The following is a 19,866-nucleotide window of genomic DNA, read 5'->3' on the forward strand; positions in this document are numbered from 1 at the left end:
ATGCCCCATCACGGTAACGAGGAAGAGCACACTTCCGCAGGCCAGGAGAACACGGACCAGCGGGGCGACAGCCATGAGCCGGTCATCCGGGACAACCGCAAGGTTGACCCGGTGACCGGGCAGGCCCGCCATCCCGAGGGCGGCCACGCCGCCGCTGCCAAGGATTCCGACGGCGATGCGCTCGCCCAGGCTGAGGAGATCCTGAACGGTGTGGAGGTGCCGGCTGCGGAGTCCGTGGCCCAGGGCGCTGGTTCGGCAGGGACAACCGCAGAGGCCGCCGAGCTGAGGAACGACCTCCTCCGCCTGCAGGCCGAGTACGTCAACTACCGCAAGCGCGTTGAACGCGACCGCGCGGTGGCAGGGGAAATGGCCGTCATCGGCGTCCTGAACTCCCTGCTGCCGGTCCTGGACGACGTCGACGCAGCCCGCCAGCACGGCGACCTCGTTGACGGTCCGTTCGCCGCGATCGCCGCCAAGCTGGAGAACGCGCTGAAGACGTACGGCCTGGTCCGGATCGACGAGACCGGCGTGGAGTTCGATCCCACGATCCACGAGGCCCTGATCCAGCAGCCCGGCGAGGACATCGAGGTTGACACCGTCAGCCAGGTGCTCCGCTCCGGCTACAAGTCAGGCGAACGCGTCCTCCGCGCAGCGCAGGTCATCGTCGCAGTTCCGGCTTAGTCGGGGGTACTTCGGCGCTACGCCGGATAGGGGGCGGTGCCCTCCACACCGCCGCCCCCTATTTTGGCCTCCGCGCCGGCGGTCATCTCGCCTAAGGTGAGGTAACCACAAAGCTCGCAGCGGTACAGGGGCGGAGAGCTGTTAGTTAGAAGACTTTGAAAGGAAACGCCATTGGCTAGCCAGGATTGGGTGGACAAGGACTTTTACAAGATCCTTGGTGTCGCCAAGGACGCTTCCGACGCCGATATCAAGAAGGCTTATCGGAAGCTGGCCCGGCAGCACCACCCTGATACCAATGCGGGGAACACGGCTTCCGAGAAGAAATTCAAGGACATCTCCGAGGCTTACTCGGTGCTTTCGGATCCCGAGGAGCGCCAGCAGTACGACGCCATCCGGGCCATGGGCGGCGGCGCGCGGTTTGCGCCTGGCGGTGCCGGGGCGGGCAACGGCGGCTTCGAGGACATGTTCGGCGGCCTCTTCACTGGCAACACGGGCCGGCATGCCGGCGGCTTCAATCCTTCCGCCGGCGGCATTCCGCCGGAGTTCGCCGACCTGTTCGGCGGCGGCTTTGGCCAGACCGGGTTCCAGCGGACGCCCCAGAAGGGTGCGGACCGTACTGCCTCCACGAGCATTTCCTTCGCCGGCTCCATACGCGGCACCACCATTGGCCTGCGGGAACCGAGCGGTGAAGTCATCGACGTCCGGGTGCCGGCCGGCATCAAGGACGGCCAGAAGGTCCGCGTCCGGGGCAAGGGCCAGCCCGGCGCTGCCGGTTACGGGGACCTGGTGGTGTCCGTCTCGGTCCAGCCGCACGCCTTCTACACGCGCGACGGCGACAACCTCCGTATCCACGTCCCCGTCACCTTCCCCGAGGCTGCTTTGGGAGCGGACATCGAGGTGCCCACTATCGACGGCGAAAAGGTGCGGGTCCGCGTGCCGGCAGGGACGCCGTCGGGCCGCACCCTGCGGGTCAAGGGCAAGGGCGTGAAGACGTCCAAGGGAACCGGCGACCTGCTGGTGACCATCGACGTCGCCGTTCCCAAGAACCTGAACAAGGAAGCCGAAACCGCGGTCAAGGCGTTTGCCGAGGCCACGGCGGGAGCCGATGTCCGTGAGGGCCTGGCCGCCAAGGCCCGGTTGTAGCAGGGAGGTGTGCAGTGGACGTCAGTGCTGACCAGCCCATTTTCGTGATTTCGGTGGCGGCTGAGCTTGCGGACATGCACCCCCAGACGCTGCGGCAGTACGACCGGCTGGGTATCGTCTCGCCCAGCCGCGCTCCCGGAAAGTCCCGCCGCTACTCACAGCGGGACGTGACCATGCTGCGTGAAGTGCAGCGGTTGTCCCAGGAAGGCGTCTCGCTCGAAGGGATCAAGCGGATCCTGGAACTCGAGAACCAGGTGGCCGCCCTGCAGGGCCGGATTGCGGAGCTGACCGAGGAACTCGGCCGGCGCCGGCAGCCCTTGGACGCACGGATCTTCGCGGCCGGCGCGGCCGGTGACGTGGTGAGCCTGGCACGGGGCCAGCGCCCGCGCCCCCGCTCGCAGGCTGTGGTGCTCTGGCGGCCCCGGTCCCTCGGTACATAGCTGCTTTCGCAAGCCGGACCTAAGTACCGCGCCGCCGGTACCGGCCGGAATTAGAGTACTCGCTACTCGTGACCCCGGAGCCCCCGGAAACTTCAATGGAACCACTGCTGGATCAGCAGCAGTGGTTCCAAGGTTTCTGGGGGTTTTCCATGTGTGGTTCCGCTTTTAGCAGCCCTGCCCGTGAGGCGCACCGATGAGCCCGGGGATGGAGGCGGTGGCAGCATTCAGCGGCTCGCTTCCGGGCCAACTGCTGCTCGCCTTCGGTCAGACGATTGTGGTGGTGTGCGTCTGCTTCGACATGGTGCGCGCGCTGTCCGTTCCGAGGTCCCACCGGCGCTACCTGGCAAGCACTGTCTTCCGGACCCTGGCGGTGCCGTCCATCATCGTCAACGGGCTGACTGTCCTGATCGCCCTGGTGCTGGCGTCCTGGATCGATGTGGTGATGGGAATGTTCGTGCTGATGGCCATCATTTTCCGCCTGCACCACGACAAGGACGAGGACAACTGGTGGAAGGGCAAGGGCAAGAAACTTGCCCGCTGGGCGCGCCGGCAGTTCTCCGGGCGGACCGCCGTCGCCCCGGCGATGGGGTAACAGGCGTCTCCTGCCGCGGGTGCTAAAGGCTCAGTTGCTTGGCATGGAAGTCGAAGTGCAGCGTGGGGTAGCGGTATACCTCGGCGAGCGTCATCGATGGAGCGAAGAACGGGTCCCACCTGTCCGGAAACGCCATGGAGCGGGAGAGCGACGCCTCGCTCTCGCGCTCCAGGCGGTGGGAGAGCGCAGCCAGGGTCCTGTCCAGTTTCCGGCCCATTCTCCGCCTGTCGTAGACGGTCGAAGCCGCCCGCGAGCCCCAGTAATTGACCACGTCGAACGGTCGGGTTCCGGCGTTGAGCAGCGCCGCGAACGCCTCGCCGGCCGGCTTGGGCAGGCGGCTGACAACGTGCACCAGGGGAATCAGGGCCCGCACCACCATGTACCCGAAGACCATGTGGAAGAGCAGCTGCTCATTGGTCCATCGGGTGCCGTTGCTGCCGCGGCGCAGGTCTTGTGGTGTTGCCCCTTCCAGCAGGACCTTGAGCTCGCGGGCCGCACGGGCATACCCGTCCGTGATGTCCTCCTTCGATGGACCCATCACTGCCTGCCATGCGAAAGCCCGGTGGGAAAGCCCACCAGTACCGGCTCGGGGGCGGTGCAGCAGCCCGCTCCGGAACCCGCCGGGGTGGCGGCCGGGACCTCGCAGCTGGTGCCGGCGTCCGTGGAGCAGACGCCCGTCTCGGGGAGTACCAGCTGGACGGTGTCGGAGGCTTCCTGGTCGCCGGCCAGCGCGGCGGCGACGGAGCGGACCTGCTCGTACCCGGTTGCCAGCAGGAAGGTTGGGGCCCGGCCATAGGACTTCATGCCCACGACGTAGAAGTCCTTGTCCGGGTGGGCGAGGAGCGTGGCTCCGTGCGGCGGCACCGTCCCGCACGAGTGGAATTCGGGGTCGAAGAGTGGCCCAAGCTGGCGGGGAGCCTCGACGGCAGGGTCGAGGTCAAGCCGGAGCTCGCGCAGCATCGCCAGGTCCGGGCGGAAACCTGTGCAGGGGACGACGACATCGGCATCAAGGGTTCGGCCGTCGACGGATTGCACCGTTACGCCGGAGTCCAGCGCTTTCAGCGAAGCGATGCCGAAGCGGGTGTGCAGTTCGATGGTGCCGGCCTGGACCAGGCGCCGCAGCCGTGAACCCAGTTGCCCGCGCGCCGGCAGGCCGTCTGCGTCCCCGCCGCCATAAACCTTCTCTGCGGACCCGCCACGGACCGCCCACAGGATCCGGGTTGCCGGCTCCTGCCGGGCGAGGTCGGCGAGGCTGATCAGTGTGTTGGCGGCGGAGTGCCCGGCACCGACCACCAGCACCCGCCGTCCCGCGAAGCGGCTCCGCTCCCGGCCGGAAACGTCCGGGAGCGGCGAAGAGATCCTGTCAGCTGCCGCGTTTTCGCCGACGGCCGGCAGCCCTGAGGTGCCCAGCGGGTTCCGGGTGCCCCAGGTGCCGGACGCATCGATCACTGCTGCCACGGTGTGGTCGCGGGTCTCACCGTTCCCGTGCTGCACCCGCACGGTGAACGGCGTGGTGTCCCGGTCCCGGGAGTGGGTCTTGTCCAGGCCGGCGCGGGTCACCGCCGTGACCCGCGCGCCGGTCTGGAGGCGGGCGCTGATGGCGGGGGTCGCAGCCAGCGGTGCGAGGTAGTTGTCGATGAGTTCCCCGCCGTAGGGCAGCGCGGTGGGGCGGGGGGCTTCCCAGCCGGCGGACTCCAGGAGGCGCACCGCGGCGGCGTCGAGGTTGAACCGCCACGGCGAGAACAGCCGGATGTGCCGCCAATCACCAATGGCCGCGCCCGCCGTCGTGCCTGCCTCAAAGATCAGCGGCTCAAGCCCGCGCTCCAGCAGGTGCGCCGCGGCGGCCAGGCCAACGGGCCCGGCGCCGATTACGGCAACCGGCAGGTTCGTCGTCGAATCCATGTGTCCTCTTTTGTTCTTGGGTGGGCGGGGCGGGTCAGGCGTGGGTTGGTTCCTCGACCAGGGCGGTGGCGATGCTGTCCGCGTCTTCGAGCGCCGCGAGGTAGCGCTCGGCATCCAGGGCGGCGGCGCAGCCGGTGCCGGCCGCGGTGATGGCCTGGCGGTAGCGGTGGTCCACGGCGTCGCCGCAGGCGAAGACGCCGGAGAGGTTGGTGACCGTGGTGGGGGCGTCCACCTTGATGTAGCCCTCGTCGTCCAGGTCCACCTGCCCGGCCACGAGTTCGGTGCGCGGGAGGTGGCCGATGGCGACGAAGATTCCGGTGGCGGACTGCTGGCGGGTTTCCCCGGTGCGGGTGTCCGTCAGCGTGACGCCGGTGACCTTGGTATCGCCGTGGATGGCGGTGACGGCGGAGTTCCAGGCGAAGCTGATCTTGGGGTTGTCCTTGGCACGCTGCGCCATGATGCGGGAGGCCCGCAGTTCGCCCTTGCGCACGACGACGGTGACGGACTTGCCGAACCGGGTCAGGAACATCGCCTCCTCCATGGCCGAGTCGCCGCCGCCTACCACGATGATGTCCTGCTCGCGGAAGAAGAACCCGTCGCAGGTGGCGCACCAGGAAACGCCGTGGCCGCTGAACTTCTTCTCCTCCGGCAGCCCGAGTTCCTTGTAGGCGGAGCCGGTGGCAAGGATGACGGCGGGAGCCTCGTGCACGTCGCCGCCGCCGGTGACCACCCGCTTGAGGTGGCCCGCCAGCGAGACTTCCGTGACGTCGTCGAACACCACCTGCGCGCCGAACTTCTCCGCCTGTTCCTGCAGCCCGTCCATGAGTTCCGGACCCTGGATGCCGCCCGGGAAACCGGGGAAGTTCTCCACTTCAGTGGTGTTCATCAGGGCGCCGCCGGCGGTGACCGAGCCGGCTAGGACCAGGGGCTTGAGCCCTGCCCGGGCGGCGTAGATGGCGGCGGTGTAGCCGGCAGGGCCGGACCCGATGATGATCAACTGTTCTGTGTTCACGGCGTTCACGGTCTCGCTCACGGGAATCTCCTGGGGGTCGGAATCTTGTGGATCTACTTGGCGGCCGGGATGAGGGATTCGATCAGGCCCTCGATGCGGGTTTTGATCTGGTCGCGGATGGGGCGGACGGATTCAACGCCCTTGCCTGCGGGGTCCTCGAGGACCCAGTCCTCGTAGCGCTTGCCGGGGAAGTACGGGCATTCGTCACCGCAGCCCATGGTGATGACGACGTCGGATTCCTTCACGGCCTCCGTGGTCAGGACCTTGGGAACCTCGGCGGACATGTCGATGCCCACCTCGGCCATGGCTTCCACGGCGGACGGGTTGATCTTGTCCGCGGGCTGGGAGCCGGCGGAGCGCACCTCGATGGCGCCCTTGGAAAGGCTGGTGAGGAAGGCGGCGGCCATCTGGGAACGGCCGGCGTTGTGGACGCAGACGAACAGGACGGACGGTTTCTTGGCGGTTTCGGTGCTCATGGTGGTCTCCGGTGGTAACGGTGGTCAGAGGATAGCGGTGGCGGGGCTGAAGAAGCGCTTGCGGGCCCAGAGGGCCGCATACACCAGTGCAACAAGTGCGGGCACTTCTATCAAGGGGCCGACGACGCCGGCAAGGGCTTGGCCGGACGTCACGCCGAAGGTGCCAATCGCCACAGCGATGGCCAGTTCGAAGTTGTTGCCCGCCGCCGTGAAGGCCAGTGTGGTGGTCTTGGCGTAGCCAAGGCCCAGCCACTTGCCGAGCAGCATGCCCGCGCCGAAGACAACCACGAAGTAGACCAGCAGCGGAAGCGCGATGCGGGCTACATCCAGCGGGCGGGCGGTGAAGGTGCCTCCCTGCAGGGCGAAGAGGAGGGTGATGGTGAACAGCAGGCCGTAGAGCGCCCAGGGGCCGAGCCTGGGGAGGAATTTTTCCTCGTACCAGTCGCGGCCCCGGGCTTTTTCGCCGAAGGTGCGGGTGAGGAAGCCGGCCAGCAGCGGGACGCCCAGGAAGATCAGCACTGAAAGGGTGATGGCCCAGAAGGAGAAATCGGCGCTGGTGGTGGGAAGGCCCAGCCAGGACGGCAGGAGCTGCAGGTAAAACCAGCCCAGCGCGCCGAACGCAACCACCTGGAACAGGGAGTTGATGGCAACCAGGACGGCAGCGGATTCCCGGTCACCGCAGGCGAGGTCGTTCCAGATCATCACCATGGCAATGCACCGGGCCAGGCCCACGATGATCAGGCCGGTCCGGTACTCGGGAAGGTCTGCGAGGAAGAGCCAGGCCAGGACGAACATGAATGCGGGGGCCAGGACCCAGTTGATCGCCAGGGACGACACCATGAGTTTCCGGTCGCCCAGCACACGGCGGGTCTGGTCGTAGCGGACCTTCGCAAGCACCGGGTACATCATGACCAGAAGGCCGACGGCGATGGGCAGCGACACTTCGCCCACTTTGACGGCTTCCAGCGCGGTGTCCAGGCCGGGGACCAGGTTGCCAAGGAGGAGGCCCAGCACCATGGCAGCGATGATCCACACGGGGAGGAAGCGGTCCAGGGTGGAGAGCTTGCCGGCGACGGCCTCTTCCCCTTGGATGGGCGGTGTCTCGGTCCGGGTGCTCACGGGTCTCCTGTGCTGCTCGGCGATAGATTGATGGAAATCGATATGTGAAGTATCCCCAGCTATATCGATGAATGTCAATCTATTGCATAATGGAAGCCATGAACCCGTTGCAGACTCGTGAACCCGCCGTCGACGCTTCCTGCTGCGTCCCGTCGGGGAGGCCGGTGCTCGGCGCGGAAGATGCCCAGCAGAAAGCCCTGGTTTTCAAGGCACTGGCCGATCCCAACCGCCTGCGCCTGCTGTCGATCGTCAAGGCGGAGGAGTCGGGGGAGTCCTGCGTCTGCGACCTCACGGAGCCACTGGACCTTGGCCAGCCCACCGTCTCCCACCACTTGAAGATCCTGGTGGAAGCCGGGATCCTGCACCGGGAAAAGCGCGGGACGTGGGCCTACTACTCGCTGGTCCCGGGGGCCTTGGACGGCGTCGCCGAAATGCTCGCGGCGCTCTAGGTCACCGCCGCCCTAATACCGCCGGTGGTCTGCGCGGCGCATCCGCACGGCCACCGCGATGCCGGACGCTGCGGTGCTCGCGGCGATCGCCGCGAGCAGGGTGGGGCAGACCATCAGCAGGGACTGCGCCAGGTTCTGGCGCAGTCCCAAAGCGATCGCTGTCATTACTGCTTTGCCTAGTTGCTGGACACGGATTCCCGTGCCTGCTTCCAGGCGCTCCAGCCGGCGTAGCTGCCGTCCAGTTCGACGACGTCGTACCCGGCGCGGCGCAGCGCGCTGGCTGCGACCGAGTTGCGCACCCCGCTCTGGCAGTAGGTCACGATGGTGCCGTTGGCGGGAAGTTCATCCAGGTGCCACATAGCGCGGCCTCCGCTGAGCTGGCGCGATCCGGGGATGTGTCCCGCGGTGTGCTCGGTCCTGTTGCGGACGTCCAGGACCATGGCGGCGTCGAAGTCCTCGAGTTCCTCGGGCTGGATGAGCTTCGGGACGGCGGCGGGGAGGCCTTCAAGGCTTGTGACGTAGCCGGCGACGTTGTCGATGCCGACGCGCACCAGGTGGTCCCACATGTCCTGGGCGGTGTCCTGGTCCGGTGCCAGCAGCACCAGCGGGTTCTTGTCGGTTTCCGGGTTGACTACCCAGGCGCCGTAGCTGGCCACTGATTTGCCGGCAGGGACGTTCAGGGAACGTGCCACCGTGCCTTCGTGGACTTCGCTGTTGGGACGGGTGTCAATGAAGGTCAGGGTGTCCTCCGCCAGGCCTGCAGCGACGATGCCGGGTGCGAGTTCGGGCAGCGGTGCGCGTTCTCCCATGACGGCCGGGCCTTCACGGTTTTCGCGCTTCATGCGGCCGAAGTAGGCGTGGGCGTCCGGCTGGCCGTCGAGGAGCTCGTCGATGAAGCCCTGCTCGTCGTTGGCGGCGAGGTAGGGGCCCCACCAGGCGTAGAGGCGTTCGTAGCCCACCGTGGAGGAGGGGATGGCGCCCAGCGCCTTGCCGCAGGCGCTGCCGGCACCGTGGGCAGGGTGGACCTGGACATAGTCCGGCAGGGTCAGGAACTTGTCCCGGAGGCTGGTGAAGAGCTGCTTGGCCCCCGCGAAGCGGGTGTCGACGCCGCCCGCGGCCTCGTCGAGCAGATCGGGTCGTCCCAGGTCACCGGAGAAGACGAAATCCCCGGAGAGCAGGTAGCCCGGCTGGTCGCTGAACGCGCCGTCCGTCACCAGGAAGGAGAGGTGCTCCGGAGTGTGGCCGGGGGTGTGCAGCGCCTTGATGCTGATGTTCCCCAGGGTGATCGTGTCGCCGTCGAACAGCCGCTCGCCGTCGAATTCGTACTGCCAGTCCGGGCCGCCCTCACCGGAGACATAAATGGTTGCGCCGGTGGCGGCGGCCAGTTCACGGGTGCCGGAAAGGTAGTCCGCATGGATGTGGGTTTCGGTGACGGCCACGATCTTCATGCCGTTCTTCCTGGCGAGGTCCTGGTACACCGCGATGTCGCGGCGGCCGTCGACAACCACGGCTTCGCCCTTTGCCTGGCAGCCGATCAGGTAGCTGGCCTGGGCGAGGTCTTCATCGTAAATACGCTCGATAAGCATCTGTTGCTCTCCTTCGTGAAAGCGGTGGAGGGGAAGGTCTAAGGTGGGCTCTGGTATCAATGCTAATACCCCAGGGGGTATACAGCAAGCCTGCTGCTGCCTGTCAGGAATGGTGTGGGGGGCAGTCTGCGAGGCGGGCGGGCAGGCCACCCAGCGGGATATTCAGGCTGCCCGGGATGCGAGCGATGGAATACTCCTCCCGGCTCCGGACGTCCACTACCGCGGCGCGGGGCCAGACGCCGGCCAGGCCGTCGGCCGTGATGGTGCGCCACGGTTGCGCCGCGGTCCCCGTTTCAGGCCAGCTGCCGGGCTGCATCCGCGCGGAGCTTGTCCATGTCCAGCTTCCGTACTTCCTGGATGACTTCTTCGAGGCCGGTGGCGTTGAGGGTTCCAGGCTGGGAGAAGACGAGTGTCCTGTCCTTGAAAGCCATCAGGGTGGGGATGGAGGTGATGTTCGCTGCGGCGGCGAGGGACCGTTCGGCTTCGGTGTCCACTTTGGCGAAGGTGATGTCCGGGTGCCGGTCAGCTGCGGCGCCGTAAGTGGGGGCGAACATGCGGCAGGGGCCGCACCATGCCGCCCAGAAGTCAACGAAGACAATGTCGTTGTTCTCCAGGGTCTCAGCGAAGCTCTGTTCCGTGACGTCGATGGTAGCCATGGTATTTCGTGTCCTTTCGGGCTTTTTGTTGTGGCGGTTCTTGGCGGGATGCAGGAGTCAGGTGGTGGGCAGGCCGGCGCGGGTCCAGGCGACCATGCCGCCGGCCATGGTGTCGGCGGTGAAGCCGGCGCCGTTGAGGGCGTCGGCGACGCGGGCTGAACGGTTGCCGCTGCGGCAGACCACTATGACGGGGACGGCAGGGTCCAGTTCGGACAGGCGTGCCTGCAGCTGGCCCACGGGGATGTGCAGGGCGCCGGGGATCATGCCTTCCTCGACCTCGAAGTCCTCGCGGACATCAAGGATGCGGGCGGTGGATAGACGCTGTTCGGCGTCGGTGACGGTGATTTCAGCCATGGGATTCTCCTTCGAAATAGTGGGCTGTTGTCAGCGGACGGGTTCGCCGGCCGAGCGCCAGGCGCCCATGCCGCCGCGCAGGGAGTAGGCCTCGTAGCCCTGCGAAGCGAGGAGCCGCGCCGCTGAAGCGGAGCGGACCCCGGACTGGCACATGGCTATCACTGCCCGGTTCTTGTTGATGCCGGGGGTGCCGGTCTGCAGCCGGTCCAGCGGGATGTGCTTCGCCTGGGGTGCGCGTCCGGAGCGCCATTCCTGGGCGGAGCGGACGTCGATCAGCGCGGCGCCCGAGGACAGGAGGTCCTTGGCCTCAGCTACTGAGACGGTTTTGTAGGGCTTGCTGAAGGCTTTTTTCAGGGAGCTGATGAGGCCCATGGGTTCTCCTTGGGGGGGGTGGTTTGCTAGGCGGTGACGGTACTTGCGGTGACCCATGCCGCGACTGCGAAGATGAGCACCGCGAAAGAAATGCGGACGTGTTTGTCCTTCAGCCGGCGGGCGAGGCGGGCGGCGATGAGGGAGCCAAGGACCGCCGGCACCGCAAAGCTCAGCAGGCCTGGCCAGTCAATGCTGAATCCTGCAGCGTGGGCACCAAAACCGGCGGCTGAATTGATCACGATGATGGCAAGGGCTGAACCCACGGCTTGCTTCATACGCAGGCCCAGGAGCAGGGTGAGGGCGGGTGTAATCAGGAACCCGCCGCCCACCCCGAGCAGCCCCGTGAGGAATCCGACGAGTACGCCAACCCCCACCGCCTTGGGTGCGCAGGAGCGGAAGGCGCGGCTTGGTCCCGTGCTGCAGGATCCGCCGCCGGATTCCTTGGCCTTCATTAGCATGCGTATCCCCGCTGCCACCATGATGACCGCGAAGGCGAGCATCAGTATGTTCGGATCCAGCAGCCGACCCACCGCTGTCCCGCCCCACGCGGCGGGGACGCCGGCTGCGCCGACAATCAGCACTACGGGCCAGTTGATGCCCTCGCGCAGGCGTGGGATCAGCGCTGCCAAGGATGAAGCGCCAACCACCAGGAGGGAAGTGGGGATGGCCTCGGCGGGGGTCATCCCCACGCCATAGACCAGGGCGGGAACAGCAATGATAGAGCCCCCGCCGCCTACTACACCGAGGACGATCCCGACGAAGAGGCCCAGCGACAGGGCCGTAATCATGCTGCCGGCGTCTGCTCGGTGTTGACGGGGAGGGTCAGAATGGCGCTTTCGCGGGTGGGTTCCTTGGCGGCCTTGTTCCACGGCATCGCCGAGAGGGCCTGGCCCATGGCGCAGGTGTTGGTGGCCGCCGAAAACGTGAGGCCGGTGCCGATGGCGCCGGCGAGCATGCGGATCTTCGGCGAGACGAACCTGCCGCCGGCCAGGCCCAGGACCACCAGGGAGCCTGCGGCGAGGCGGACCTGGCGCTCCAGGTCCCAGCGGTCCTTGCCCTTGACGACGTCCCCGCCGGCGGCGGCGAAGCCGGGCGCCCCGCCGGTCAGGACGTAGGCGCCGTCGATCCCGGACTTGCCCAGCCGCTGCCGTGCCTGCTCGGCCCGCGCTCCGGACTGGCAGACCAGGACCACGCGGGAGCCCAGGCGGGCGGCGAGCTCATCGGTGTGCTCGGACAGCAGCGGCAGGGGCACGTTGTAGGAGCCGCGGATGTGCATGGACTCGAATTCTGCGGCGGAGCGCACGTCGATGATGACGAGGTCCTGATGCTGTTCGATCCAGGTGCGCAGGGTCTCGGGAGCAAGGGCGGTGACGGCCGGTGCCGTGGAAGGGGAAGTCATTGCTGGCCTCTCGTCGGGGGAAGGTGAATACCCCACCGAGTATTACAGATACCCCCGGGGGTAGTCAAAAACACCCCGAGGGGTATATAGTTGGAGGCAAGAACCCCACCTACGGAGACCTCATGGAACTCGACTCGACTGAACTGGCCCCAGTGGTCAACCGCCTCAAGCGCGCCCAGGGCCAGCTCGCCGCCGTGACGCGGATGCTGGAGGAAGGCAGGGACTGCAAGGACATCGTCACGCAGCTCGCCGCCGTCTCGAAGGCGCTGGACAGGGCCGGCTTCGCGATCATCGCCAGCGGCCTGGAGCAGTGCATTGTCCGCGAGGACGCCACCATGGACAGGAAAGAGCTGGAGAAGCTCTTCCTTTCCCTCGCCTAACCAGGCGGTATCAGAGACTCCGCGCCGGGTGCAGGTCCCCCAAACTGCCCCCGGCGCGGTCCCTTTAGCGCGGGCGTGCTGCTTCTGCAGCTCCTGGTCCGGTGGAGAGCGACGCATCAGGATCGAAGTCCAGCAGGACTTTGCCGGACTCGGCCGAGTCCTTGGCCGTTTCAAAAGCTTCGAGACCGCGTTCCAGCGGGAAGACGTGCGTGGTCACCGGGGCCACGAACAGGGACCCGTCGCCCAGCGCCGCGATGACCTCATCGATCTCGTCGTTGAACCTGAATGATCCCAGCAATTCCAGCTCCCGGGTGATAGCCAGTGAGATCAGTACAGGCTGCGGTCCGGACGGGAGCAAGCCGACCATCACCACTTTGCCGCCACGCACCGCTCCTTTGATGGCCGTCGCCAATCCATAGTGGGAGCCGGAGGACTCGATAACGATGTCTGCCTGGACCGCTGCCAGGGCCTGGGCCTCGCTGGCTTCCAGCACCTCGTCCGCTCCAACTGCCAGTGCAATGTCGAGCGGTTTTCGGTGCAGGTCCGTGGCCACGATGCGGGCCGCGCCCGCACGCTTGAGGACGGCGACGGTCAGCGTACCGATAGGGCCGCAGCCCACCACCAGGAACGTCTTGCCCCTGACATCACCGGCGCGGCTCACGGCATGCCACGCCACGCTGGCCGGTTCGATCAGCGCCGCTGCCTTCAGGTCCAGGCCGGGCGGCAGGACCCGCAGCATCCGCGACGGCAGGTTGACGTACCTGCTGAAGGCGCCGTCCGTATGCGGGAACCGTGCGGCACTTCCAAGATAGGTGCAGCCGGGGGACAGGTTGGGCCGGTCTTCGGGATACCTGGCATAGTCCGGACCCTCTCCCGGCCCGGGCGTGGCCGGATGCACGGCGACCGGTGCGCCCTCAGCCGGTCCCGACCCGTCCGCTGCCGCGCGGATGACAGTCCCCACGATCTCGTGGCCAAGCACCATGGGGGCCTTCAGTACCGATTCCCCGGCGGCACCGTGCAGCCAGTAGTGCAGGTCGGAGCCGCAGATCCCGCCGTAGGCAATCTCCACCACGGCCTGGTCGGGCAGGGGTGCCGGGAGCGGAATGCTTTCAATGCGCAGGTCGCCTGCAGCATGGGCGACGACGGCGGGACCCGCCGCCGGCAGTTCGGCAACGGTGCGCATCAGACCACCACCGTCATTCCGCCGTCGATGAAGATCGTTTGTCCGTTCACGAAATCTGAACCGCTGGAGGCCAGCCAGACTGCCGGTCCGGCGAGGTCCTGGACGGTGCCCCAGCGGTGCGCGGGGGTCCTCCCAAGGATCCAGGTGTTGAACTGCTCATCGTCCACCAGGTTCCGGGTCATTTCGGTGTGGATGTAACCAGGGGCGATGGCGTTGATCTGCAGGCCGGAAGCCGCCCATTCCGCCGTCATGGCGCGGGTGAGGTTTCGCAGGCCGCCCTTGGCAGCGATGTAGGGCGCGATGGTGGGCCGTGCAAGGTCGGCCTGGACGGAGCAGATGTTGATGATCTTGCCGCGGCCGCGGGGGATCATGAAGCGGGCTGCCGCCCGGCCCACGAGGAAAGCGCTGGTGAGGTCAGTGGTGATGACCCTTTCCCAGTCTTCGACGTCCAGGTCAACCATGGCGACGCGGTGTTGGATTCCGGCATTGTTGACCAGGATCTCCAGTGGACCTACGTTCTCCTCCACCCAGGCCACGGCACTGGCCACTTCCGCGTCCTTGGTAACGTCGAAGGCGCAGCTGTGGATACGGCCTGGCGGGAAATCGGCGGACATGGAGGTTTCTGCAGCCTTGAGGCGGTCCGCATCCATCCCGTTCAACACCACCGTTGCACCGGCATCCGCCAGGGCACGGGCAAGGGCGTTGCCTATTCCCCGGCTGGAGCCGGTAACTAGCGCCGCACGCCCGGTCAGGTCGAAAAGTGAAGTCATCGTGCAGTCTCCTTGGCCGCTTCGGTCCCGCTGTGGGAAGCGTCTGTGGTGCTGAGGTTCGCAATGGCCTTACGCACCACGGCCAGGTCGAGGTCCCCCAGGCCTTGCGCGAGCAACTGCGCGTAGAGTTCGGTCCCGGCGGACGCCATCGGCGCAGCGGCACCGACGCTTCGTGCACTCTCCACGACAAAAGACAGGTCCTTGTGCATGAACTTAGCCGGTCCTGTGGGCGTGTAGTCCTTTGCTGCCAGGCGGGGACCTACGAGTTCCAGCACCCGGCTTGCAGCGAGCCCGCCGGAGAGCACCTCGAAGAGGGCCGTGACCTCCAGACCGGAGCGTTCCGCAAGCTCGGCTGCTTCCGCGAGGGCCGCCGTCGTGGTGCCGACAACCAGCTGGTTGCATGCTTTGGCCAAGGAGCCCGCCCCGAGCCCGCCGAGCCGCCGGACTGTTGCGCCCATGGCCTGCAGTGCCGGCCGGACCCGCGCGAAGTCCCCTTCCGAGCCGCCTGCCATGATGGCGAGGTCTCCTTGCTTTGCGCCGTGTGTACCGCCGCTGACGGGCGCATCCAGCACTGTGGCGTTCCCGCCGCTTGCCTCGATAACCGCCCGGCCGAAGTCTCTGACGCCCACGGGTGAAACGCTGCTCATGACCACAACGACCGTTCCCGGTTCAGGCGGCGAGGTCCGCCATGCGTCGAGGAGCCCTGCTGCGGCATCTTCAATGAAGGAAAGATCGGGGAGCATAAAAATGATGACCGGCTCGTCCCTCAGGTCCGCCACCGTGGCGGCGCCGCTCCCGCCCAGCCGCAGCAGGTCTTCAACAGCGGCGGGGGAGCGGTTCCATCCCGTGACGGACCATCCCGCCCGCAGCAGGTTGGCGGCCATGGGTGCGCCCATCAGCCCCAGCCCGACAAACCCGGCCCGCGGACGGGTTTGATCGACGGGGGCAGGGGGAGCGGAGGCGGTGTTGATGTCGTTCATGTTCAACCTTTGGTGACCGGACGGGCAGGGGATGCTTGGCTGCTGACGAACCCTGGGGCGGCCCCCGCAGGGGCCGCCCCAGGGTTCAGCGATTTCTACCTGGCGTCCTCAACGAGCACCAGGTCGCGGCCGTTGGTTTCGGGAGTAAAGAACGTGGTGACAAAGGAGATTGCGGCCAGGACCAGTGAGTAGAGCGCGGGAACCAGCCAGGAGTGGTTGGTTGCAGCGAGCAGCGCAACGCCGATCATGGGTGCGAACCCGCCGGCGAGGACTGCCGAGAGTTCCCGGCTGAGGGCCACGCCGGTGAACCGGTGCTGGGAGCCGAAGAGTTCAGGCAGCAGGGCGCATTGCGGACCCAGCATGGACTGCACGCCCAGGGCGATGCCCACCGCCATCACTGCCCAAACCAGGGTGACGTTGCCCAGCGTGACCAGGTAGAACGCGGGCAGTGCAATGAGGGCCTGGAATAGTGCCCCGTAGCGGTACACGGGAACCCGGCCGAACCGGTCGGACAGGGCGCCGAAGGTGACCACCATGACTGCTGCGCAGCCGGCGGCGATCAGCAATCCTGTTGGACCAATGAACTTGTCGCCCGGGAATACGCCGGCTGGAAGGCTGATGAATGAGACCAGAAGCGCGGAGTAAACCGACGAGTTGCCGTTTTCACCCATGCGCAGGCCGATTCCGACGAGCACGTTCTTCTTGGAGTGCTTCCAGATTTGACCCACCGGATTCTTGACCACCGCTTTGTGCTTCTCCAGCTCCTGGAAGACCGGTGTTTCCTTCAGCCGGAGCCGGATAAAGACAGCTATAACAATAAGAATGACGCTGGCCAGGAAGGGGACCCGCCACAGCCAGCCCAGCAGGACATCCCGGTCCGCGAGGGCCATCAGGGCGAACGTGCCCGCTCCGAGCAGGGTGCCCAGCTGGATGCCCACGAAGGGCAGGGAGGCAAAGAACCCGCGGCGGCTTCGCGGAGCCACCTCGGAAATCAGCGTGGTTGCCCCGGCCTGCTCGGCGCCGGCGCCAAGGCCCTGGAGGATGCGGAGGGCGACCAGCAGGACGGCACCGAGCATTCCTGCCTGTTCAAAGGTGGGCAGGAGGCCGATGGCGAAGCTTGCCATTCCCATCAGGCCGATGGTGAGGATCAGCACCATCTTCCGGCCGAAGCGGTCTCCGATGTAGCCAAAGACCACCCCGCCGAAGGGCCTTGCGGCAAAGCCGACGCCGTACGTGGCAAACGAGGCGATGACTGCGCCGCTTTCACCCAAGGGGGAAAAGAACAGCGGACCAAAGATCAGTGCTGACGCGAGGCCATAAATGTAAAAGTCGTAGTACTCGAGGGCTGACCCTACAGAGCTGGCAAGCGTTGCCCTTCGCAGCTGCCCCGGTTCGACCGCATGGCCGTTCCTGTCGGTCTGCGGTGATTTAGTACGAGTTGTCACAGTAACTCCCTTAAACGCACTCCAGACCCTCGTTGGCCTGGTGGGATAGCAACGACACCTGTTGCGTCGATCACTATGCTGAACACAATACAGCAAGTTGAACAGACGGCAAGGGTGAATGCGTTTGTGAAGGAAGCGGCGGCGGTTACCCCATGGGGTTGCCCAGGGAATGGGCGAGTTCCTGGAGTTCCTTGACCATCTGGGCACCCTGCTCAGGCGTGTACGTGGCCTTGAGTGCTGTCACTGACAGGCCGAGGCTGGGACCGTGGGCTCCGCGGGTGGGCACGGCAACGGCCAGGCAGACCACGCCGGTGGTGGATTCCTCGTCCTCAAAGGCGTAGCCCTGTTCGCGGATGGTCTGCAGCTGTGCCTTGAATTCGGCTCCCGTGCGCAGCGACTTCGGCGTCAGCACGGGCAGTTCCGCGTCATCGGGGAAGAGTTCCTCGATGTCATGGTCATGCAGCCGCGCTATCAGTGCCTTGCCCACTGCGCAGAGCGAGACTGGCATTTTGTCGCCGATATTCGACGTCAGTCGTACGGCGGGGTGGCCCTCGTAGCGCGCTAGGTAGATGACGTTCAAGCCGTCGAGCATGGCGATGCGAACGGTCTCGCCGGAGAGTACCGGGGCCTGCTCGCAGTAGCGGTAGAACTCCTGCACCTCATCCAGGCGGCCAAGGTATGCCGCGCCGAGTTCAACCAGCTTGCGGCCAAGGGTGAACTCACTGCCCTGGCGGTTGATAAGCCTGGCTTCCTCCAGCGCCAGCAGCAGGTTCGACGTGGATGATTTGGGGATGCCTACTTCCCGCGAGAGGTCGCTGAGGGTGAGGCGGCCTGTGGCGGAGGAGGCCAGTGCATCCAGGACGGCTGCCGCCCGCGTGACGGCGGGGGCGGGTGAGGCGTTGCCCTGGTTGTCTGGTTGAGGGCCGGAGTTGCGGGAATCGGCCATGATTCTCCTTCGGGTTGCCGCGGCAGGACGAACTGGTGTTCATTTGACTGAACACCATCCATCATAGGGGCGCGCGTCATCGCGTCCCATGCCATGCGTGCTCCGGAAGGCGGGGGAACTCAGGCGACCTTGTTTGTAAGGGTGCCGATTCCCTCGATCACGATGTCCACTTGATCGCCCGGCAGGACTGCCACGGCGGTCCCGGGAGCCCCTGTCATAAGCACGTCGCCGGGTTCCAGCGTCAGCCAGGAAGTTACGTAGACGAGGCACTCCGCCACTGAGGAGGGCAGGTTGGACGTCCCGGAGTTCGCCTGGGCCACTCCGTTGACGATGACCTCGATTCCCACAAGGTCCGGATCCGGGATGTCGGTTTCGATCCACGGGCCAAGGGGCGTGTAGTTCACGCCGGCCTTGCCCTGGAAGTTCCGTTCATCCACCAGGCCCTGGTCCACGTTGGTCACGTCATTGACGCACGTATAGCCGAGGACATGCTCCAAGGCGTTGCCGGGCGTCAGCTCCTTGGCTTGTTTCCCGATGACCACTGCGAGTTCGCCTTCCACGTTGACCGTGCCGCGGTCCCGGACGGCGACCACCGGATCGCCGGGATTGGCGAGGGTGTGCACAGACTTATGCCAGGCCTGGATGGGCAGCGGATGGTCGTTCAGCGTCCGGTTGTGTCCGATGCCGAGCACCACAGCCGGCCGGACCGGGGCGAGGAACACGGCATCTGCGCCGGAGGTGGTGTGCCCTGTGTAGCTGAAGGGTTCCTCGAACGGATCAACAATGTGGTGCCACATCCCGCTCCGCTCCACGGCGTGCCGGGCTCCCTCTGCCGTCTTGATTCTTGCGATGCGCATGGATCTCTCCTGACCGTGCTTCGAGCCGGGGGGCTTAGTAGAAGTGGACCGTGTCCACGAGGTGGGGGAGGTCGCCCCCATCGAGGAAGGTCCGCAGGTTGCTGCAGAAGCGCTCGGTGATGAGGCGGTTCTCGGCGGCACTGAGGGCGGATGTGTGCGGGGAGACCATGACCCTGGGGTGCTCCCAGAGGGGGCTGTCCTCCGGAAGGGGCTCGACGGCGAAGACGTCCAGGCAGGCGTAGCCGACCTGGCCGTTGTTGAGGGCTTCCAGCAGGGCCTCTTCGTCGACGACGGTGCCCCGGCCCACGTTGATGAAGACCGTCCCGGGCTTCATGGCGGCGAACGTTTCATGGTTGTAAAGATTCTCCGTGAAGGCGGTGCCGGGCAGCGTGTTCACCACTGCATCGGCCGTGGCCAGCAGGGCCGGAAGGCCGGTGTTGTCCACCACCTGCTCGATGCCGTCGATGTGTTCCACCGACCGCTTGGTTCCGCTGACCTTCATCCCCAGCGCCCTGGCGATCCTTGCGGTCTCCAGCCCGATTTCGCCCAGCCCGGTGACCACCAATGTGGAGCCGTTGACCAGGCGGGTGGGGATCCGCAGTTCAGGCCATGTTTTGGCGGCCTGGTCCTGGGCCAGTTCTGCGCTCCGTTTGAAGCCGTTGAGGATTCCGAGCGCCGCGAACTCGGCGAGGGGCAGGGCGTGGACGCCGGCTGATGTGGTGATCTTGAACTTTTGCAGGATGTCCTGGTCCAGTCCGGAGGCCTTGGCGGCTCCGCCCGCCCCTGCGGCCATTGCGTGGATCCACTGCAGGCGCGGATTCTCGCGGGCTATGCGGGCGAGGCCGGCGGGGCTTTCGTTGGGGAAGCCGTAAAGCACCTGTGCGCTGTTGAGCATGGCCCAGTAGCGCTCTTCCTGGGCTGGAGTGCGCTTGAAGGCCGGGTCGCCGGAGTGGTCGGCCGGGTAACGCTCGGGTGGCAGGAGCTCGGGCTCGTAGAGGACGGTAACTGACGGATCGACGGCGCGGATCTGCTCCACCAGCTCTGCTTCGAGCGGTACAGCAATCGCTAGGGTGATTGTGGAGGTCATTCGTTCACTATACTGGCTTATGGCTAATATGCTGAAC

At 66.3% G+C, this 19,866-nt stretch carries 26 protein-coding genes; 6 read left to right on the top strand and 20 right to left on the bottom strand.

What is annotated here, in order from left to right:
* The 4 genes from PV768_RS12700 (at position 1) to PV768_RS12715 (ending at position 2,856) form a co-directional block, all read left to right on the top strand.
* Positions 1 to 681: a nucleotide exchange factor GrpE gene (locus PV768_RS12700; RefSeq protein ID WP_157240522.1), complete on the top strand. Its 681-nt coding sequence runs from the start codon at positions 1 to 3 to the stop codon at positions 679 to 681.
* A 171-nt stretch (positions 682 to 852) separates the two neighbouring features.
* On the top strand, positions 853 to 1,824 hold the full coding sequence (locus PV768_RS12705) for a DnaJ C-terminal domain-containing protein (protein WP_157240524.1): 972 nt from the start codon (positions 853 to 855) through the stop codon (positions 1,822 to 1,824).
* A 14-nt stretch (positions 1,825 to 1,838) separates the two neighbouring features.
* Positions 1,839 to 2,264 carry a heat shock protein transcriptional repressor HspR gene (locus PV768_RS12710; protein WP_104999308.1) on the top strand — a complete coding sequence of 142 codons (426 nt, stop codon included), beginning with the start codon at positions 1,839 to 1,841 and terminating at the stop codon, positions 2,262 to 2,264.
* 205 nt (positions 2,265 to 2,469) lie between these two features.
* Positions 2,470 to 2,856, top strand: coding sequence for a hypothetical protein (locus PV768_RS12715; protein ID WP_421093245.1), 387 nt, complete (start codon positions 2,470 to 2,472; stop codon positions 2,854 to 2,856).
* Between the two features lie 22 nt (positions 2,857 to 2,878).
* Here the strand turns inward: PV768_RS12715 and PV768_RS12720 are convergent, their stop codons facing one another.
* From PV768_RS12720 to arsB, 5 genes are read right to left on the bottom strand one after another with little or no spacing between them, the layout of a single operon-like run.
* The gene (locus tag PV768_RS12720; RefSeq protein ID WP_421093195.1) at positions 2,879 to 3,394 is read right to left on the bottom strand and encodes a DinB family protein; all 516 of its coding nucleotides are present in this window, start codon (positions 3,392 to 3,394) and stop codon (positions 2,879 to 2,881) included.
* Positions 3,394 to 4,758 carry an FAD-dependent oxidoreductase gene (locus PV768_RS12725; protein WP_421093196.1) on the bottom strand — a complete coding sequence of 455 codons (1,365 nt, stop codon included), beginning with the start codon at positions 4,756 to 4,758 and terminating at the stop codon, positions 3,394 to 3,396. The genes PV768_RS12720 and PV768_RS12725 overlap by 1 nt, the downstream gene beginning before the upstream one ends.
* Positions 4,759 to 4,792: 34 nt before the next feature.
* Positions 4,793 to 5,770, bottom strand: coding sequence for a thioredoxin-disulfide reductase (gene trxB, locus PV768_RS12730; protein WP_421093246.1), 978 nt, complete (start codon positions 5,768 to 5,770; stop codon positions 4,793 to 4,795).
* Between the two features lie 53 nt (positions 5,771 to 5,823).
* The gene (locus PV768_RS12735; protein ID WP_104999201.1) at positions 5,824 to 6,246 is read right to left on the bottom strand and encodes an arsenate reductase ArsC; all 423 of its coding nucleotides are present in this window, start codon (positions 6,244 to 6,246) and stop codon (positions 5,824 to 5,826) included.
* Between the two features lie 24 nt (positions 6,247 to 6,270).
* Entirely contained in the window at positions 6,271 to 7,365 is a 1,095-nt protein-coding gene (arsB, locus tag PV768_RS12740; protein WP_421093197.1) for an ACR3 family arsenite efflux transporter, read from the bottom strand.
* A 98-nt stretch (positions 7,366 to 7,463) separates the two neighbouring features.
* Between arsB and PV768_RS12745 the strand changes: the two genes are divergently transcribed.
* Positions 7,464 to 7,814, top strand: a complete 351-nt coding sequence (locus PV768_RS12745) for an ArsR/SmtB family transcription factor (protein WP_157240533.1) — start codon at positions 7,464 to 7,466, stop codon at positions 7,812 to 7,814.
* A gap of 12 nt (positions 7,815 to 7,826) precedes the next feature.
* Here the strand turns inward: PV768_RS12745 and PV768_RS12750 are convergent, their stop codons facing one another.
* The 8 genes from PV768_RS12750 to PV768_RS12785 form a co-directional block, all read right to left on the bottom strand.
* Positions 7,827 to 7,979 (bottom strand): hypothetical protein, encoded by a 153-nt coding sequence (locus tag PV768_RS12750; RefSeq protein WP_157240535.1) that lies wholly within the window; start codon positions 7,977 to 7,979, stop codon positions 7,827 to 7,829.
* An 11-nt stretch (positions 7,980 to 7,990) separates the two neighbouring features.
* Positions 7,991 to 9,400, bottom strand: coding sequence for an MBL fold metallo-hydrolase (locus PV768_RS12755; protein WP_157242878.1), 1,410 nt, complete (start codon positions 9,398 to 9,400; stop codon positions 7,991 to 7,993).
* A gap of 103 nt (positions 9,401 to 9,503) precedes the next feature.
* On the bottom strand, positions 9,504 to 9,716 hold the full coding sequence (locus PV768_RS12760) for a rhodanese-like domain-containing protein (RefSeq protein ID WP_421093198.1): 213 nt from the start codon (positions 9,714 to 9,716) through the stop codon (positions 9,504 to 9,506).
* Positions 9,694 to 10,056 carry a thioredoxin family protein gene (locus PV768_RS12765; RefSeq protein WP_321214652.1) on the bottom strand — a complete coding sequence of 121 codons (363 nt, stop codon included), beginning with the start codon at positions 10,054 to 10,056 and terminating at the stop codon, positions 9,694 to 9,696. Before PV768_RS12765 ends, PV768_RS12760 begins: the two co-directional genes overlap by 23 nt.
* A gap of 57 nt (positions 10,057 to 10,113) precedes the next feature.
* A complete protein-coding gene (locus tag PV768_RS12770) occupies positions 10,114 to 10,410 on the bottom strand; it encodes a rhodanese-like domain-containing protein (protein WP_421093199.1) in 297 nt (98 codons plus the stop codon).
* 30 nt (positions 10,411 to 10,440) lie between these two features.
* Positions 10,441 to 10,782 carry a rhodanese-like domain-containing protein gene (locus PV768_RS12775; RefSeq protein ID WP_323057537.1) on the bottom strand — a complete coding sequence of 114 codons (342 nt, stop codon included), beginning with the start codon at positions 10,780 to 10,782 and terminating at the stop codon, positions 10,441 to 10,443.
* A gap of 26 nt (positions 10,783 to 10,808) precedes the next feature.
* On the bottom strand, positions 10,809 to 11,570 hold the full coding sequence (locus tag PV768_RS12780) for a sulfite exporter TauE/SafE family protein (protein WP_157240542.1): 762 nt from the start codon (positions 11,568 to 11,570) through the stop codon (positions 10,809 to 10,811).
* On the bottom strand, positions 11,567 to 12,181 hold the full coding sequence (locus PV768_RS12785; protein WP_421093200.1) for a rhodanese-like domain-containing protein: 615 nt from the start codon (positions 12,179 to 12,181) through the stop codon (positions 11,567 to 11,569). Before PV768_RS12785 ends, PV768_RS12780 begins: the two co-directional genes overlap by 4 nt.
* 122 nt (positions 12,182 to 12,303) lie before the next feature.
* On the opposite strand from PV768_RS12785, the gene PV768_RS12790 reads away from it, so the two are divergent.
* Positions 12,304 to 12,561, top strand: coding sequence for a metal-sensitive transcriptional regulator (locus PV768_RS12790; RefSeq protein ID WP_104999301.1), 258 nt, complete (start codon positions 12,304 to 12,306; stop codon positions 12,559 to 12,561).
* A gap of 64 nt (positions 12,562 to 12,625) precedes the next feature.
* Here the strand turns inward: PV768_RS12790 and PV768_RS12795 are convergent, their stop codons facing one another.
* From PV768_RS12795 to PV768_RS12825, 7 genes are all read right to left on the bottom strand, one after another.
* A complete protein-coding gene (locus tag PV768_RS12795; RefSeq protein ID WP_323057534.1) occupies positions 12,626 to 13,744 on the bottom strand; it encodes an L-idonate 5-dehydrogenase in 1,119 nt (372 codons plus the stop codon).
* Positions 13,744 to 14,514, bottom strand: coding sequence for an SDR family oxidoreductase (locus tag PV768_RS12800; protein ID WP_157240547.1), 771 nt, complete (start codon positions 14,512 to 14,514; stop codon positions 13,744 to 13,746). Before PV768_RS12800 ends, PV768_RS12795 begins: the two co-directional genes overlap by 1 nt.
* Positions 14,511 to 15,494, bottom strand: a complete 984-nt coding sequence (locus PV768_RS12805) for an NAD(P)-dependent oxidoreductase (protein WP_421093201.1) — start codon at positions 15,492 to 15,494, stop codon at positions 14,511 to 14,513. Before PV768_RS12805 ends, PV768_RS12800 begins: the two co-directional genes overlap by 4 nt.
* Before the next feature lie 95 nt (positions 15,495 to 15,589).
* Positions 15,590 to 16,939 carry an MFS transporter gene (locus PV768_RS12810; protein WP_421093202.1) on the bottom strand — a complete coding sequence of 450 codons (1,350 nt, stop codon included), beginning with the start codon at positions 16,937 to 16,939 and terminating at the stop codon, positions 15,590 to 15,592.
* Between the two features lie 145 nt (positions 16,940 to 17,084).
* Entirely contained in the window at positions 17,085 to 17,885 is an 801-nt protein-coding gene (locus PV768_RS12815; protein ID WP_066279747.1) for an IclR family transcriptional regulator, read from the bottom strand.
* Between the two features lie 119 nt (positions 17,886 to 18,004).
* Complete coding sequence (locus tag PV768_RS12820; RefSeq protein WP_421093203.1) at positions 18,005 to 18,742, bottom strand: fumarylacetoacetate hydrolase family protein; 738 nt, start codon at positions 18,740 to 18,742, stop codon at positions 18,005 to 18,007.
* A gap of 34 nt (positions 18,743 to 18,776) precedes the next feature.
* Positions 18,777 to 19,829, bottom strand: coding sequence for a D-2-hydroxyacid dehydrogenase (locus tag PV768_RS12825; RefSeq protein WP_421093204.1), 1,053 nt, complete (start codon positions 19,827 to 19,829; stop codon positions 18,777 to 18,779).
* Between the last annotated feature and the right edge of the window lie 37 nt (positions 19,830 to 19,866).

Origin of the sequence: Pseudarthrobacter sp. CC4, assembly GCF_048957775.1 — a bacterium.
Taxonomy (GTDB): Bacteria; Actinomycetota; Actinomycetes; order Actinomycetales; family Micrococcaceae; genus Arthrobacter.